Here is a 14,720-nt window from a genome sequence, read left to right on the forward strand (position 1 = left end):
TTTTATGATATATAGTTTGTTAATAAACAAAAAGAGAGAAAGGAAGAAAGGATGCTCAAAGCAATAAAAGGAACGTTATTGTTCTGCAATACTTTCAAGGGTGTTCTCAAGATAGGTTGCACCACACATCTCAATGAACTTCCCGCAAACATCCCTCGCATCGCCATCCATAATGATCGAGCCATTTTCAAAAAGCACTGCACGGTGTGCCACTTCTTTGACAAAGTCCATGTGATGACTGACAAGTACGATGGTAGTTCCAAAACGTGCGTTTATTCTTTTCAGGGAGTTTGTCACATCCCTTAATGTCACAGGATCAAGGTCTCCAAAAGGCTCATCGAGCATGAGGAACTCGGGTTCTGTTGCAAGAGCAAGGGCAATGTAAGCTCTTACATGTTCACCGCCACTTATCTGGTAAGGGGTCTTGTCAAGAATATCCAGTGGAAGGTCAAGGGCTTCAAATACCGGAACTGCATATTTATCAACATCAGTGTTTGGTATAACAGGGAACAATTTGGAATAAACATCCATTGAAAGACGCATACTATTCAATGTATTCGTTCTTTCAATCTCACCCATGTCTGGAAGGATGTAGATCTTATCAAGCATCTCATCGGAGATACCCATCTCTGCGGCTTTTTGACGTGCAAACTCAAGTGCACCATGCATCTTCATGCTTAGTCTGAAACCAATCTGCTGGCGTACTGTGGAATGCGGAGAAAGTGAGAATTCCTGATGCATTATACTGATCTTTTTCCAAAGTTCCAGACGCTGTCTGGTAAAACTGGATATGTTAACCCACTCATCTTCATGCAAGTAGGAAACTGAGCCTTCCTTTGGCTCTTTCAGGCCTTCCATTATTTTCAAAAATGTAGTTTTGCCTGCACCGGAAGAACCGATGAAACTTACGATCTCGCCTTTATTTATCGCAAGTGATTGGTCTTTTATGTTAAGGACCTCACCCACACGCATCAGGACCAGTCTTTTAGAGATGTTCTCTGCTTTTATGCAGGGACTCTTCTCAGACAATTCAGAGAGCATTTCCTTTGGAGAAAGGTCCTTTAAGAAGTTCTTTAGCACAGTGGCCGGTTTCCCATCAGCAACGACCTTACCATCTTCGATGTATATGACCCGGTCTGCAAGATAAGCATGTACTTCCGGAAGATGTGAGACTACGATAATAGGAATGTTCAGCCTGTCCTTAAGCTGAAGAATAACATCCATGATCTCCTGTTTGGTATCTGGTCCTGTCATGGTGACAGGTTCATCCAGTAACAGAAGACGAGGCTGTGCCGCAAGCTGACGGGCAATTATCAAACGCTGTTTTTCGCCGCCACTTAGCAGACTTGAGGAATGAAGGGCTTTATGGTCAAGGCCTACCAGCCTTAAGTATGCCATCGCCCTCTCATACAGTTCATCGTAAAAAGGTGCATCCGGTTCCGGCATGCCTTCATAGCCTTCATATTGGACATTCAGCCTGCGGATTATATTTTCAATGGCAGGGCCCGCCCATAATCCAAAATTGCGCTGAAAATGAATAGCTGTACTTCTTCCGAGTAATTTTATCCCTTCTGCGCCCGAAAGTTCAGTTATTACAGAACCATCAATTTCAATGCTACCACTGTCGAATGGTTCGGCCCCCCTCAATATCTTGAGGAGAGTGGTCTTTCCACTGCCGCTCTTTCCTGTTATGCCAAGGATCTCGCCATCTGCCACATCAAAACTTATTCCGTTAAGGATGCAGAGTTTGTTTTCGCCAACTTCATAATTCTTTACAATATCAGAAACTCTGAGCATGAGTGAAAACCCCGTTAGAATTCAGGAGATCATTTCTTGATAGCAGAAACAATTTCTTCTATCTTTTTCTTGACATCGTCCGTCTCTTCGACAATAGTACCGGTTACGATCATATCGGCACCGGCATCAGCACATATCTTTGCTGTTCTGCCGTCACGGATACCGCCACCAACGATAAGTTTGTTGTCACCAAGAACGTGTTTTACCGCACCTATGGTTTCAGGAGTGATCGGTTGGTCTGCACCTGAACCCGCTTCAAGATAAGTGTAATGCATCCCCAGATATTTGCCTGCAAGAGAATAAGCAGCTGCGAGCTCTGGTTTGTTGCGTGGAATGAGTTTCGCATCGCCTACCCAGCCAACGGTACCACCGGGCTCGGTTATTATGTAGGCCATGGAAATAGGCTCTATTCCAGATTTATAAACAATAGGGGCGCCCATCACCTGATTCGTTGTGATATAATTGATATCACGTGAATTAAGAAGGCTCATAAAAAAGATAGCATCGGCATGAGTGCTCACGCCGCCGGCATTACCCGGAAAAAGAATAGTAGGAACATCTACCTCTTCCTTTATTTTGATCAGTGTCTGATCCAATGCTACGCCACCGGCTCCTGTAGAGCCACCGATCAGTATGGCATCTGTACCTCCAGCTACAGCCGCTTTTGCAATCTCTGCAGCGGCTTCCGGAGATTGTGATGCTGGATCGATAAGCGTTAAGTGAACTGTACCTTCGCGTTCTGCGATATCGTTGAGGTACTCTTCCACTTGCATAGTTAGGATCAGCCTCTTCTGACTTCCTTGGATTTTACACGTAGATTTTTGTAACCGCACTTTCTGCATCTTGTTGCCCTAACAGCATTGCGGGCACTGCACTTCATACAGATCTTCTTATTGAGGATCCTTTCTTCTGCTTCTGGGAATCTTGCCATGTTCTCACCTTGATTAGTATTATTGAATATGTATGATAATATGTTAGCTTGAATTTGATATACATAAGTATACCGGCTGGCTACATACATTTCAAAACATATAACTGTTTTGGGATAGACAAAGCGCATCCTTAAAACAGATTATAGACGATCTCAACTAAATGCAACAATAATAAAGAGCAAAAAAGGAGATGAATGGCAGCGACCAGACTCCGGCAGACCGGAGTGAAAGCGACTTCCCCAATAGACGACTCCCCAAAGCCACTCTGAAAGCGATTGCGGTGATACCTTGTATGGTTATGGGATCTTACATCCAATACGCACATCACCATCTGATCTACTGCCTCACCATATCATTAAGGATATGGTAATATTAAGTCTGACTCCATCATATTAATACTTACTCCAAATTTACAGAATGTACAAATATATTTTACATTGTTATTAACTGTTGAGATAAAATAATTAAAATTTGATCAAAAAAAGAAAGAAGGGGGAAAAAGAGAAGGAAAGACCACATAGTCTTAATCTTTGAGTGCCTCAACAAGTAACTCGCGTGCCTGACGTGCATCTGCACGTCCTTTCGTCTTTTTCATGACCTGCCCAACAAGGAAATTGAGGGATTTTTCCGCCCCACCAAGATAATCCTGAACAGCAGCTTCGTTCTCCGCAATCGTTTCAGAAACGGCCTCTGTTACGACATCGCCTTTCACCTTAAGGAGACCTTTTTCAGTAACGACCTCCATTGGAGTGCCGCCATTATCAAGGATAGTCCTTATGACATCAACTGCGCTCTGCTCTGTGACCTTATCCTCGCCCACAAGCTTGATGATCTCAATGATATCGTCAGTTGTGAACGAATCGACACTCAGGTCCCTGTAGTTCAGCTCACCCTTGAGCACATCTGCAACCCAGGTACCTGCCACACGAGGGTCTATCGCCGCTGCAACCACCTCATAGAAATCCGCCACACGAATATCAGATGTCAGTGCCTTTGCGTGCATCTCGGTAATATCGTACTCTGAGATCAGCCTGGCACGTTTTGCATCAGGCAGTTCAGGCAGCTCCTCGCGGATAGCAGGAGCCCAGTCAGAAACCCTCATAGGAACGAGGTCAGGTTCAGGGAAATAGCGATAGTCATGTTCGCCTTCCTTGGTCCTCATGGAGATAGTAACTCCCCTTGCCTCATCGAAGTGACGGGTTTCCATTACGACCTCGCCACCCCTTCTCAAAAGATTCTTCTGGCGCATGATCTCGTAGAGGATAGCACGTTCTGCACCCTTATGGGATGAGATGTTCTTGACCTCTGCCCTCTGGCCACCCATGACAGAAACATTGGCATCCACCCTCATGGAACCTTCGAGGTCGCCATTGAACACATCAAGGTAATCAAGGATATTTCTCAACTTATCGAGGTATCTGCGTGCCTCTTTAGGACTTCTCATATCCGGCTCTGAAACGATCTCTATAAGGGCCATTCCTGAACGATTATAATCAATAAGGGTTCCCTTCGATTTCTCAATACTGCCCATGTGAATGAGCTTACCCGGGTCTTCCTCCATATGTGCACGTGTGATCCTCACCACATGCTCCCCATCCTCACCCTCGATAACGACCTTGCCGTTCCCGACTATAGGGAAATCGTACTGGGTCGTCTGGAAACCTTTTGGAAGGTCAGGGTAGTAATAGTTCTTCCTGTGGAACTGGGTCTGCTCCACAACTTCGCAGTTAAGGGCCATCCCTATCTTAATAGCAGATTCAACCGCTCTCTTGTTGATAACAGGAAGTGCCCCGGGAAGCCCCATACAGACCGGACAGACATGGGTGTTCGGCTCAGCATCATGATATTGCGTGGAACAACCACAGAACATCTTGGTATTGAGATTGTTCAACTGAACGTGGACCTCCAGCCCTACCATAACGCCATCCGGATTCTCATATACCATTTAAGCCACCTCCCCAGGTCTTGCTTTATTATGATCGGTATTCTTCTCGAAAGAATATGCCGCACGAATAAGGGTTGCTTCATCGAAATGATTTCCTATGATCTGTAAACCTACAGGCAGACCATCAGAAGAACCACATGGAACCGAGATACACGGAACTCCGGCAAGGTTCATCGGAACAGTGTTCACATCGGTCAGGTATTGGGACAATGGGTCCTCCACCTTCTCACCGATCTTGAATGCAGGCAACGGCATCGTAGGAGCCATTAGAACATCGAAATTTGCAAATGCCCTTTCAAAGTCCTGCTTTACGAGGGTTCGCACTTGCAGTGCCTTAAGGTAATACTTATCCTGATATCCTGCAGACAACGCATACGTTCCAAGAAGGATCCTGCGCTGCACTTCTTTGCCAAAGTTCTCTGCGCGTGTCCTTGATGCCATAACATGCCAGTTCTCACCATCGTTCCTCGGACCGTAGCGAGTACCATCGAAACGTGCAAGATTGGATGAAGCTTCGCTCATGGCTATGGTATAGTAAGCTGCAAGTGCATACTTCGTGTTCGGCATAGAGACATTCTCCCAGGAAGCGCCCATTTCCTCGTACTTGTTGATCGCATCCCACACAGCCTTCTCGGTACCGCTGTCAACGCCTTCGCCGAAATATTCATCCGGCACACCGATCTTAAGACCCTTCACATCATCGACCAGTGCAGCCTGATGATCGATCTTTTTATCAATGGAAGTACTGTCACGGGCATCATACCCGCCGATCACATCCATGACGGCTGCGATATCCCCCACACAGGTCGCCATGGGACCTATCTGTTCGAGGGAATTCGCATATGAGATCAGGCCATAACGTGAAACTGCACCATAGGTCGGTTTAAGACCTACAACGCCACAGAACGCAGCCGGACATCTTACAGAACCGCCTGTATCGGAACCAAGGGAAATAGGAGCTTCACCTGCTGCAACCACTGCGGCACTGCCACCGGAAGAACCTCCAGGAACTCTTTCATGGTCCCAGGGATTAAGAGTGACACCATAGCAGCTTGACTCGGTGGATGTACCCATGGCAAACTCGTCCATGTTAGTCTTGCCTAGGATAACCGCGCCAGCCTCTTTCAATCTCTCGATAACATGTGCATCATAAGGAGGAACATAACCTTCCAGTATCTTCGAACTGCACGTTGTTGCAAGCCCTTTTGTAGAAATGTTATCCTTGATAGCAATAGGAACCCCGGCAAGAGGACCAGCGACTTCACCTTTATCGACCATCTTTGCAGTATCCAGTGCACCATCAGAGGTACAAGTGTATCCATTGATACTACTTTTTCCGATGAGCTCAAGGTATGAAGCGGTCACTTCTTCTGCGGAGGTCGCAGCAATTTTCTCTTTAACATCTGAAATGCTTAACCATTTAGTCATTCTCCACCTCAAATGATCCTAGGCGCTTTGATATAGCCGTCCTTTTCTTCAGCAGTGTTCGTCAGCACATCTTTCTGGTCAAGTGACGGTGTGACAACGTCCTCCCTGAATACGTTCATGATATCTGCCACATGGTATGTAGGTTCGACACCGTCAGTGTCCACTTCGTCAAGCTGACCAAAATAATCCAATACAGAACTTAACTTCACAGCGTAGTCTTCTGCCTCTGCATCATCTATCTCGATGCGAGCAAGCCATCCTACGTGTTCTACCTCGTCTTTTGTGATCATAAGGAATTCCTCAGTAATTGGAATAATAAAACATAGTGTGTTCTAATATGACTGATAGAAATCAAGTACATAATATTAATATGTTGGGTTGATACGGGGCCAACTGCCCCATCAGGTCATGCCTATAATATGATGAGCATGCGCACCAAATCATTGATTAGATAATATATAAGTAGTAGCATGACTGACTGTTAATTAGGAATGGAAAGAAAAGGTGGTACTTACCATGAGAACATCGAACTTCAAACTGGAACTTGTGGATTCCATATGGGGAACCATTAAACTTTCTTTTGTGGAAGTTGAAGATAAGGACGAAAAGCCCCCTTGACGCAGACTTGCTCTGACGCAGGCGCATAACAAAAGCATAATGATATTGTGAAATAAGGACGAAATAAAAAAAATCCATTCAGGAAATTTCCCGAACAGATGGTCTCACAGGATGAGTTGTAACAAGATATCGATCACAGCATATCCTGCACCTTATCTATTTTAAAAAGACTACTGCGGTCCATTTTGCCATCTGTACTTATATTTATAGAAAACGCCAGTGTAGAATCACTGTTCTCGACCGGCTGTAAATATAGCAAGGTCATATCTTCCATGTTATCACCATCTTTTCAAACCTCCTCATTTTATAATACCCCCATTAATTGGACCTATTGTAGCCATGCCCGGAATAAATGCGATACAATCGATTTCTTTTGACGCTGCCATCCTCTTTCACTATAGACGAGAAGACAACCGCAGGATCAATTCCCTTTTGTGGACTATACAGCAAGACATTGTTCAAAAGATTTTCACATTTCTCAACCATAGTATTACCCCTCCAAATACTGAATTTCATCCCAGCTACTTTTAAAAGCAGTACAGGAAAACCTAAAAGGCAGGGAATATGGATTTACGCTTTGTAAGTATCCACAGACCCCCAAACTAACCTTAAAACTAAGTTAGCTATCTCAGTATAAATAGTATTGTAAATGGATAACTATTATTATCTATGAGAATAACATATCATGCAATATATTCAAACAATTACAAAGAGATAAAGACGATAGCCACCAGAGCCAGAACCACACCCATCCATTGCTTCAGAGCAAGCCTTTCCTTCAGGAAGATCCATGCAAGCAACACAGTGCTGCCGGGATAAAGAGATGCAATGACCGTGGCGATATCGACCCTTCCTATCTGGGAGGCAAGTGCAAAGAAAAGATTTCCCCCTGCATCGAATATTCCTGCAAGGATGATCAACGGAAGGGCTCCACGAGTGGGGATGCCCCGGGATCTTGTGAGAATTGAGATCAGCAGTATAGTTATGACCGAAGATAACTTTGCAACAGTAAGAGGCCAGAATACAGCATCCTCACTGAACATATCAACTGAAATAAAGAAGATACCAAAACCTACCCCTGCCAACAGAGGTAGCACAATGTCCTGCCTTCTTATGTCACCGTTGTCATCACTGCTGCTTATCAGCCACATTGCTACAAGGGCTACCATGAACCCCGCCATCTGATAGACCGAAGGCAACCCTTCCTTAATAGCACCATATATCACCGGCAAAGCTACCGTGATGATCGCAGAGACAGGAGCAACCACTCCCATCTTTCCCTGCGAAAGGGCACGGTATAAAAAGACAAGACCAAGGCTTCCTGCCACACCTGCAACAAAGCCCCAGAAGATACCACCACCCCGTGGGAACTGTTCTGAGAAAACGATGGCCAGTATTGGAAGCAGTATCAGACCTACAGCCTGCATTAGAATTACAACAGAGTACTCACTGGTACGCTTTGAAGCAAAACCTCCTCCGAAATCAGCCGCACCCCATGCTGCAGCGGAAGCAAGACCTAAGAGAATGACAAGGAATTCAGCGGGGATCATTTTAGTAACTCCTGATAAAGCATCGGGCCTTTCCGGCTAAATTCCCTCATTTCTATAAATAGATTCTCACAAGCGAAAAACAAAGAATCGATACCAGTACATTGTTCATTGATAGCAGGTATCAAACAGGAAACTGGTCCTTTATATAGCAGTATCATTAATGTAGTTAATATCCTAATGATACTTAACTGATGCAGCAAAAAGGAGAGAACAAAATGTATTGCTATCAATGCGAAGAAACCATAAACGGACAATCCTGTACCAAAGCCGGAGCATGTGGAAAGACAGCGGATGTCGCAGACCTCCAGGACCAACTTATATACGTCCTCAAGGGGATCGCATATTATAATCAGAAAGCAAGAGAGAATGGGATCAAAGACAAAAATGTCGATAGTTTCCTCATGAAAGGACTATTCTCAACTGTCACTAACACCAATTTCAGTTCAAGTGATTTTAATAAGTTCATCACGGAAGGCATCTCACTGAGAGAAAGCATCAAAAAGAACCTCACAACAAGGAACATCGACCTTGGAGAAACAAAGGACCTGTCCTTTGGTGAAAAGGTAAAAGCAACTCTTGGGGTAAGCCATCCGGAGACAAGGTTCACCATCCCGGAAGCTGCGATCATCAATACTGAAACATTGAAGACAGCAAGCGTGGGAGTTCTTACCACCCAGAACGAAGACATCAGGTCCCTCAGGGAGCTACTGGTCTATGGCCTGAAAGGTCTGGCTGCATATGCACACCACGCAGAAGTCCTTGGATACACCGATGAGACACTATCCGAATTCGCTGAAAAGGCACTTGCTTCAACCCTTGATGACAGCCTGAGCGTTGACGACCTTGTGGGACTTGTTCTCGAATGTGGCAAATATGGTGTCAATGTCATGGCACTTCTTGACAAAGCGAACACGTCCACCTACGGCAATCCTGAACCAACGGAAGTTTTCCTCGGCACAAGGGACAATCCGGGCATCCTCATCAGTGGACACGACCTTAAGGACATGGAGCAGTTGCTCAAACAGACCGAAGGCACAGGTGTCGATGTTTATACCCACGGCGAGATGCTTCCTGCAAACTACTATCCCGCATTCAAGAAATATGACCACTTTGTCGGAAACTATGGCGGTTCATGGTGGAGCCAGAAGAGCGAATTCGAAAAGTTCAATGGACCCATACTCATGACAACCAACTGTCTTGTTCCTCCAAAGGCCAGTTACATCAACAAAGTTTACACCACAAGCGTAGTCGGTTTCGATGGGGTCAAACACATCGATGCTAAAGAGGATGGTACAAAGGACTTCTCCGCCATCGTGGACCAGGCAATTGCATGCCAGCCCCCTGAACAGCTTGAAGACGGTACTATCGTCGGAGGATTTGCACACGCTGCAGTTCTCTCTGTGGCAGATAAGGTCATCGAAGCTGTAAAGGGCGGAAAGATCACACGCTTTATTGTCATGGCGGGCTGTGACGGAAGGCATAAGGAAAGGGATTACTACACCAAATTTGCAGAAGCCCTTCCTGAAAGTGCGGTCATACTGACAGCAGGTTGTGCAAAATACCGTTACAACAAACTGAACCTTGGCGACATCGATGGGATCCCAAGGGTTCTGGACGCAGGACAGTGTAATGACTCGTATTCCCTTGTGGTCATTGCACAGAAGCTTGCCGAAGCTTTCGGTCTTGAGGACATAAACGACCTGCCGGTATCATACAACATCGCATGGTACGAACAAAAAGCAGTACTTGTATTGCTTGCACTGCTCCACCTCGGTGTCAAGAACATAACCCTTGGACCTACACTGCCTGCATTTGTGTCCCCGAATGTCCTCAACGTCCTCGTTGAGAACTTTAACATCTCCCCCAACACAACAGTTGAAGAGGATCTGAAGAGGCTGCTCTAAGCCTTTTCTTCATTTTCACATCCCATTCATTTCATCCATCCATTACTTCCTTTTTTATTTTTATAGCATATCAGAAAGTTTCACTAATTCTTTTATACTAACATCGACCAATTTATTAAAGTGAGAAAATGTTCAACTTGACCAATTACAACAAAAACTTGATGATACTACTTCTTATTGTAGCCACACTGTTCACGATGATCGGAGCTGCAATGGTGCTGTTAGACTATAATTACTACAATGGTCTGCAATACCTTGTAACAGCAGTAGCTTTCTTTACAACAGCGTATATTATCAAAGTCGGAAAACTGGATATAGAGATTGCTACGGACAGCAAACGCACCCAATTCATAGCAGGCCTTATGATCACAGTTGTTGCCCTGAACATTACATTTGTCGCCCTGAGCATTAAAGGGCTTTTTTGGGCGGTAGGAATTGCCGTATTCATAATAAGTATATATAACATCTACAAAAAGTGAAATGCTTCAATTGACGATAACTTTCGAAAAACTGATATATCCCAGTGGCAATAGCCAGTGAAGCATAAAACATAAAAATGGCGATCAACGATGAAACCTGAAATAAAAGCTGAACTCCTTGCTATTGGAAGCCTTGACATAGAACAATCCCTTCTGGGTAAGATAACAGTACCTACTGCCGGTCCCGGAGCAGGGAAAACGGCTTTTTTCTTCCGTTCAGGCGACCAGAGGGTCAGACTTGCTTTGAACAAGGATTCCCCACTCAAAGCAGTTGAAGAAGGAAATGAGATAGTCATATTGAAAGATGGAAAAGAACTTGCAAGAGGGCAGATAGAGGATGAGCTTATTCACTGCCCTGACCAGGCATACATCAACATGACAGAGAAGTGCATCTACGATTGTAAGTTCTGTCCGGTCCCTAAACTTAACGGCAAAGTGAAGACAATAGAAGAGATAACAGAGCTTATAGGGAAGGCGAATGCCAGCGGTAAGATGAAAGCCATTTCGATAACATCCGGAGTGGACGAATCAGCGGAAAAGGAACTCGAAAGAGCACTGGAAGTCATTGATGCTGTTAAGGAGTACAACGTACCCATAGGTGTTTGCATCTATGCAACCTCGGATTCTAACAAAAGATTGAAAGCTGCCGGCGTGGACGAAATAAAATATAATGTCGAAACAATGGACAGACCGATCTATAGGGAGGTCTGCGGGGACCAGGACCTTGAGCCGATACTGGATGCACTAAGGGAAGCTGTGGAAGTGTTCGGCAAGAACAAGGTCTGTGCGAATTTTCTAATCGGTCTTGGGGAAACCGATGAAAGTGTTGAAAGAGGAATACGTGAGCTGGCTGCAATCGGAGTTGTACCCATATTGAGACCTGCGAGCAAACATCCATTGCGTGAGGGAGAAGTGTTCATTGAAAGACCTTCAAAGGAAAGGTTGCTCAAGCTTACAAAGATGCTTCGGGAAGTACTGGACGAATACGGACTCCGTGCTGACACTTTCAAAACAATGTGCCTTCCATGCACAGGCTGTGACCTGAATCCACACAGTGACCTCGTAGAAGAATAACTTAAAGGGTGCCATGACAAATGAACAAAATGGTGCCACATTCGAGGCATCCATAGAAATGACCGAGAAGGACCTTGAATTTGCAAAACCTCCAATATCAGTGGAGACCATAGTTAGCACATTTAAGAAGTATGACCTTCGATACATTGTCATTTTTGCGGATAACATGTTCTATGTTGCTCAACAGGACCTGCAGCCATATCATCCCATGTATGTAGATGACTCATATCCCGAAGACATTGAACTGATATTCGATCTTATGACCGTTGAGAGAATACGGAAAATTGAATACATCAACGGAGTGCTCAAAAGAAGAACATCCTGATGCTTGAGGACACGATAAGATATAATACCGATAAGTTACAAACATTAAGAACAACATGATCGAAAAATTATACAAGAGACCTACTACATACGTTGTTATAATCGGATTGATCTTAACAGTGTACCTATTCAGTACCTTATTGAATTTTGCGGATGAAGGTAACCTTGTAATGGTACTATTGACAAGTGTTTCCATAGGAATTGTAGCATTCTTCATTACAAGGACCTTAAGCCACCAGAAACAGATCGATATTTACAAAAAATGATCATTTTATCTTGATCAGGTGGACAAAGGCCCTACAGTGAATCTTTCCACGGGTTGGCTCGATATCCACAGCTTTCTTTTATTTTGAGACCCCTTTGCTGTACACATCATCTTGAAGAAGTGTTCTTTATACTTGCTTTTTTACCACAGTGAGCTTTCATGTATTCACCCTTCTAGATTCTGGATCAGCACCTTTGGAAGGACCTAAATGCATGACAATGACCGGTTGTGTGTATTTTGTGGAAAACCATCCAAAACTTTAAATGTTTTAGTAACATTAATCTGTACCAACACAAGAGTACACATTATTTAATGTGATCACTTTAGTAACAATACGATCATAAAATTGAAATTATGTCCTCACGAAAAGATACAGGTGAGCATTATGGATGATTTAGAGAAGATCAGACAACAACGATTGGAACAGATCAAAAAGGGCCTTGAAGCTAAAGCGTTCCCGGATGCACCCATACATGTTACGGATGCGGATTTCAATGAGTTCATATCAAAGTACCCCATCACTGTAATTGACTGCTGGGCAGAATGGTGTGGACCTTGCAGAAAACTTATTCCCATTATTGATGCCCTTGCAAGAGAATATCAGGGAAAGATAGTTTTCGGGAAATTGAACACTGATGAGAACCGGATGGTCGCAAGGAATTTTAATATAACAGCCATTCCAACACTTTTGGTCTTTAAAGACGGAAAAGCTGCTACCCAGATAGTAGGAGCACTCCAGAAAGAACAACTCGTTGAACGCCTTAACAGATTCATACAGTGACCGGAAGAGAAATAATGTCCCACAAACCAAGAATTGCAGAAAATCCCGGTGTCCGACTCCTTGACCTAAAATCAAGCTCAAAACCATTTTTCATAGTTGCTTCTGTGGAAGTTGGTAACACCACTACGAAGTGTATACTCACAGCTACCAATATGGATGAAGGTAAGACATATCTTGTTACCAAGACCGTGAAGATGACAAGGGATGTCAGGCCTCCAAAGGAAGGAGAGACCATTTTTGGCAGAACTCTCAATGGAATAGAGCTTACACGTGAGTCCGTGTCAGAACTTGTCAAGAACACATTGATAGAGGCAGTGAAAAAGGCAAACCTGGACATAAAGACCGATATAAATTTCGTTGTCCGCTCAACCGGAGTTGTTGCCGGGTTCGATACTCCCGAAGAAGTAGGAGAGTTCATTAAAGCGCTTGCTGATGGCTGTCTTCTTGCAGGGGTACCTCCTAAGAACATGACACCACCAATGGGAATTGATAACATACCCGACAAATTCCGAAAACACAGCAAACTTGACAAAGTGTTCTTTGACGGTGCTGTCGCTAGTGTACTGCCACCAACCGGAGCTACCGGAGTAGAAATAGTTGCAAACGAAATGGAGGGCGAACTTGCGACCGCGGGCATCAAAGAAGGTGCCAAGTGGGTGGATGTGGATTTCCGTAACCCCTGCATGTCAATGGACTTTGGTACGACCCTCGATGGCAGGATAATCAGCCCTGATGAACCCTATGCAAAGACCATTGGTAATTTCTGTGGATTTGCAGGTGCTATCCCGGATGCCATGATAAAAGGAACCGGTTCAGTAGATAAGAAAGTTGGAACCGCCCTTGATGTTTTCAAGGATGTGCATACGGATAAGCTCACATTGCTTCTTAAAGGCAAAAAGATACATGAGTACGCAAAGAAAGCTCTTGAGTATATCATAATCGAGAAGGTTCCTGAAAATAGGGACCGTTACGGGAGTGTACCGGTAAACCCTAAAGCTGCAAAAGAGATCAATGTCGTGCTTATCGGCTGTGACGTGGGAGTGAACGGTTCAGATTTCGATAAATTATCAGGGATAGGCGGAGAGATATACGACAAATTTGGTCTGAAAGTGCTTTTTGCTGTCATTGATGAGGTAATGGCACAGGTGATCTACCAACTTGTCAGTGTCGCAAAGGAAAAAGGACTCGTTTTCCCGGAAACCACAATAGGCATCACCGGAAGAGCCGGTATCAGTGGCGACAAGTCTAAACTTGCACTGAAATATCTTGACAGGCTCGGCCTTCATGAGAAGATCGAAGAGAACGTTGTTTTCGTTGATGATGGCCTTGCAAGGGGTGCAGCGGTCATGGCAAGATGTATGAACTCCCTTGGAACCACATTCAATCCACTCGGAGGGCATCGCGGTGGGAGATGTATTCTCGGGAATAGGATCAAACTTCAGAACAAATGATCGAAACGACAGACATGCAAATGTTTGTCTGCGATTCTTTTATTTGGCATTGGTATTTAAGTAGAGTTTTTATGTTATTAGGACCTATATTTATGCATGAACTGTCCCAGGTGCAAGAGCTCCAATCATAAAAAGAACGGTAAAATCGATGGACGTCAACGCTACAAATGCC

Annotated in this window: 17 protein-coding genes; 8 read left to right on the forward strand and 9 right to left on the reverse strand. The window is 44.4% G+C overall.

The features are described from left to right. Window positions 1-75 precede the first annotated feature (75 nt). From KDK67_RS07080 to KDK67_RS07120, 9 genes are all read right to left on the reverse strand, one after another. Window positions 76-1,797: an ABC transporter ATP-binding protein gene (locus tag KDK67_RS07080; RefSeq protein WP_250868112.1), complete on the reverse strand. Its 1,722-nt coding sequence runs from the start codon at window positions 1,795-1,797 to the stop codon at window positions 76-78. Between the two features lie 29 nt (window positions 1,798-1,826). Further along, window positions 1,827-2,570 carry a phosphoglycerol geranylgeranyltransferase gene (locus tag KDK67_RS07085; RefSeq protein WP_250868113.1) on the reverse strand — a complete coding sequence of 248 codons (744 nt, stop codon included), beginning with the start codon at window positions 2,568-2,570 and terminating at the stop codon, window positions 1,827-1,829. Window positions 2,571-2,578: 8 nt separating this feature from the next. Continuing rightward, complete coding sequence (locus tag KDK67_RS07090; protein ID WP_172368401.1) at window positions 2,579-2,728, reverse strand: 50S ribosomal protein L40e; 150 nt, start codon at window positions 2,726-2,728, stop codon at window positions 2,579-2,581. 524 nt (window positions 2,729-3,252) lie between these two features. Further along, complete coding sequence (gene gatB, locus KDK67_RS07095) at window positions 3,253-4,674, reverse strand: Asp-tRNA(Asn)/Glu-tRNA(Gln) amidotransferase subunit GatB (protein WP_250868114.1); 1,422 nt, start codon at window positions 4,672-4,674, stop codon at window positions 3,253-3,255. Beyond that, window positions 4,675-6,102 carry an Asp-tRNA(Asn)/Glu-tRNA(Gln) amidotransferase subunit GatA gene (gene gatA, locus KDK67_RS07100; RefSeq protein WP_250868115.1) on the reverse strand — a complete coding sequence of 476 codons (1,428 nt, stop codon included), beginning with the start codon at window positions 6,100-6,102 and terminating at the stop codon, window positions 4,675-4,677. Between the two features lie 8 nt (window positions 6,103-6,110). Continuing rightward, complete coding sequence (gatC, locus tag KDK67_RS07105; RefSeq protein WP_250868116.1) at window positions 6,111-6,392, reverse strand: Asp-tRNA(Asn)/Glu-tRNA(Gln) amidotransferase subunit GatC; 282 nt, start codon at window positions 6,390-6,392, stop codon at window positions 6,111-6,113. Between the two features lie 461 nt (window positions 6,393-6,853). Next, window positions 6,854-6,994 (reverse strand): hypothetical protein, encoded by a 141-nt coding sequence (locus KDK67_RS07110; protein ID WP_250868117.1) that lies wholly within the window; start codon window positions 6,992-6,994, stop codon window positions 6,854-6,856. A 44-nt stretch (window positions 6,995-7,038) separates the two neighbouring features. Then, on the reverse strand, window positions 7,039-7,206 hold the full coding sequence (locus KDK67_RS07115) for a hypothetical protein (protein WP_250868118.1): 168 nt from the start codon (window positions 7,204-7,206) through the stop codon (window positions 7,039-7,041). Window positions 7,207-7,424: 218 nt separating this feature from the next. Next, the gene (locus KDK67_RS07120; protein WP_250868119.1) at window positions 7,425-8,270 is read right to left on the reverse strand and encodes a DMT family transporter; all 846 of its coding nucleotides are present in this window, start codon (window positions 8,268-8,270) and stop codon (window positions 7,425-7,427) included. Between the two features lie 215 nt (window positions 8,271-8,485). Between KDK67_RS07120 and hcp the strand changes: the two genes are divergently transcribed. The 8 genes from hcp to KDK67_RS07160 all read left to right on the forward strand — a co-directional run. Then, on the forward strand, window positions 8,486-10,174 hold the full coding sequence (hcp, locus tag KDK67_RS07125; protein ID WP_250868120.1) for a hydroxylamine reductase: 1,689 nt from the start codon (window positions 8,486-8,488) through the stop codon (window positions 10,172-10,174). 161 nt (window positions 10,175-10,335) lie between these two features. After that, the gene (locus KDK67_RS07130) at window positions 10,336-10,653 is read left to right on the forward strand and encodes a hypothetical protein (RefSeq protein ID WP_250868121.1); all 318 of its coding nucleotides are present in this window, start codon (window positions 10,336-10,338) and stop codon (window positions 10,651-10,653) included. A gap of 90 nt (window positions 10,654-10,743) precedes the next feature. Then, entirely contained in the window at window positions 10,744-11,727 is a 984-nt protein-coding gene (locus tag KDK67_RS07135) for a radical SAM protein (protein WP_250868122.1), read from the forward strand. 13 nt (window positions 11,728-11,740) lie between these two features. Then, window positions 11,741-12,052 carry a hypothetical protein gene (locus KDK67_RS07140; protein WP_250868123.1) on the forward strand — a complete coding sequence of 104 codons (312 nt, stop codon included), beginning with the start codon at window positions 11,741-11,743 and terminating at the stop codon, window positions 12,050-12,052. A gap of 55 nt (window positions 12,053-12,107) precedes the next feature. Further along, complete coding sequence (locus tag KDK67_RS07145; protein ID WP_250868124.1) at window positions 12,108-12,317, forward strand: hypothetical protein; 210 nt, start codon at window positions 12,108-12,110, stop codon at window positions 12,315-12,317. Between the two features lie 384 nt (window positions 12,318-12,701). After that, entirely contained in the window at window positions 12,702-13,097 is a 396-nt protein-coding gene (trxA, locus tag KDK67_RS07150) for a thioredoxin (protein ID WP_250868125.1), read from the forward strand. Between the two features lie 14 nt (window positions 13,098-13,111). Continuing rightward, the gene (locus KDK67_RS07155; protein ID WP_250868126.1) at window positions 13,112-14,548 is read left to right on the forward strand and encodes a methanogenesis marker 14 protein; all 1,437 of its coding nucleotides are present in this window, start codon (window positions 13,112-13,114) and stop codon (window positions 14,546-14,548) included. A 96-nt stretch (window positions 14,549-14,644) separates the two neighbouring features. Continuing rightward, window positions 14,645-14,720 (forward strand): transposase-like zinc-binding domain-containing protein (locus tag KDK67_RS07160; protein WP_420846927.1); only part of this gene is annotated, 76 nt, incomplete at its 3' end.

The organism is Methanococcoides seepicolus, from assembly GCF_023684405.1.
GTDB classification, from domain to species: Archaea; Halobacteriota; Methanosarcinia; order Methanosarcinales; family Methanosarcinaceae; genus Methanococcoides; species Methanococcoides seepicolus.

Bases quoted from the DNA above. Each gene is read 5' to 3' on its own strand.
- KDK67_RS07080 (WP_250868112.1), bottom strand. From the start codon at position 1,797: ATGCTCAGAGTTTCTGATATTGTAAAGAATTATGAAGTTGGCGAAAAC.
- KDK67_RS07145 (WP_250868124.1), top strand. From the start codon at position 12,108: ATGATCGAAAAATTATACAAGAGACCTACTACATACGTTGTTATAATC.
- gatB (WP_250868114.1), bottom strand. From the start codon at position 4,674: ATGGTATATGAGAATCCGGATGGCGTTATGGTAGGGCTGGAGGTCCAC.
- gatA (WP_250868115.1), bottom strand. From the start codon at position 6,102: ATGACTAAATGGTTAAGCATTTCAGATGTTAAAGAGAAAATTGCTGCG.
- KDK67_RS07085 (WP_250868113.1), bottom strand. From the start codon at position 2,570: ATGCAAGTGGAAGAGTACCTCAACGATATCGCAGAACGCGAAGGTACA.
- KDK67_RS07130 (WP_250868121.1), top strand. From the start codon at position 10,336: ATGATACTACTTCTTATTGTAGCCACACTGTTCACGATGATCGGAGCT.
- KDK67_RS07135 (WP_250868122.1), top strand. From the start codon at position 10,744: ATGAAACCTGAAATAAAAGCTGAACTCCTTGCTATTGGAAGCCTTGAC.
- KDK67_RS07120 (WP_250868119.1), bottom strand. From the start codon at position 8,270: ATGATCCCCGCTGAATTCCTTGTCATTCTCTTAGGTCTTGCTTCCGCT.
- gatC (WP_250868116.1), bottom strand. From the start codon at position 6,392: ATGATCACAAAAGACGAGGTAGAACACGTAGGATGGCTTGCTCGCATC.
- hcp (WP_250868120.1), top strand. From the start codon at position 8,486: ATGTATTGCTATCAATGCGAAGAAACCATAAACGGACAATCCTGTACC.
- trxA (WP_250868125.1), top strand. From the start codon at position 12,702: ATGGATGATTTAGAGAAGATCAGACAACAACGATTGGAACAGATCAAA.
- KDK67_RS07090 (WP_172368401.1), bottom strand. From the start codon at position 2,728: ATGGCAAGATTCCCAGAAGCAGAAGAAAGGATCCTCAATAAGAAGATC.
- KDK67_RS07155 (WP_250868126.1), top strand. From the start codon at position 13,112: ATGTCCCACAAACCAAGAATTGCAGAAAATCCCGGTGTCCGACTCCTT.
- KDK67_RS07110 (WP_250868117.1), bottom strand. From the start codon at position 6,994: ATGGAAGATATGACCTTGCTATATTTACAGCCGGTCGAGAACAGTGAT.
- KDK67_RS07115 (WP_250868118.1), bottom strand. From the start codon at position 7,206: ATGGTTGAGAAATGTGAAAATCTTTTGAACAATGTCTTGCTGTATAGT.
- KDK67_RS07140 (WP_250868123.1), top strand. From the start codon at position 11,741: ATGACAAATGAACAAAATGGTGCCACATTCGAGGCATCCATAGAAATG.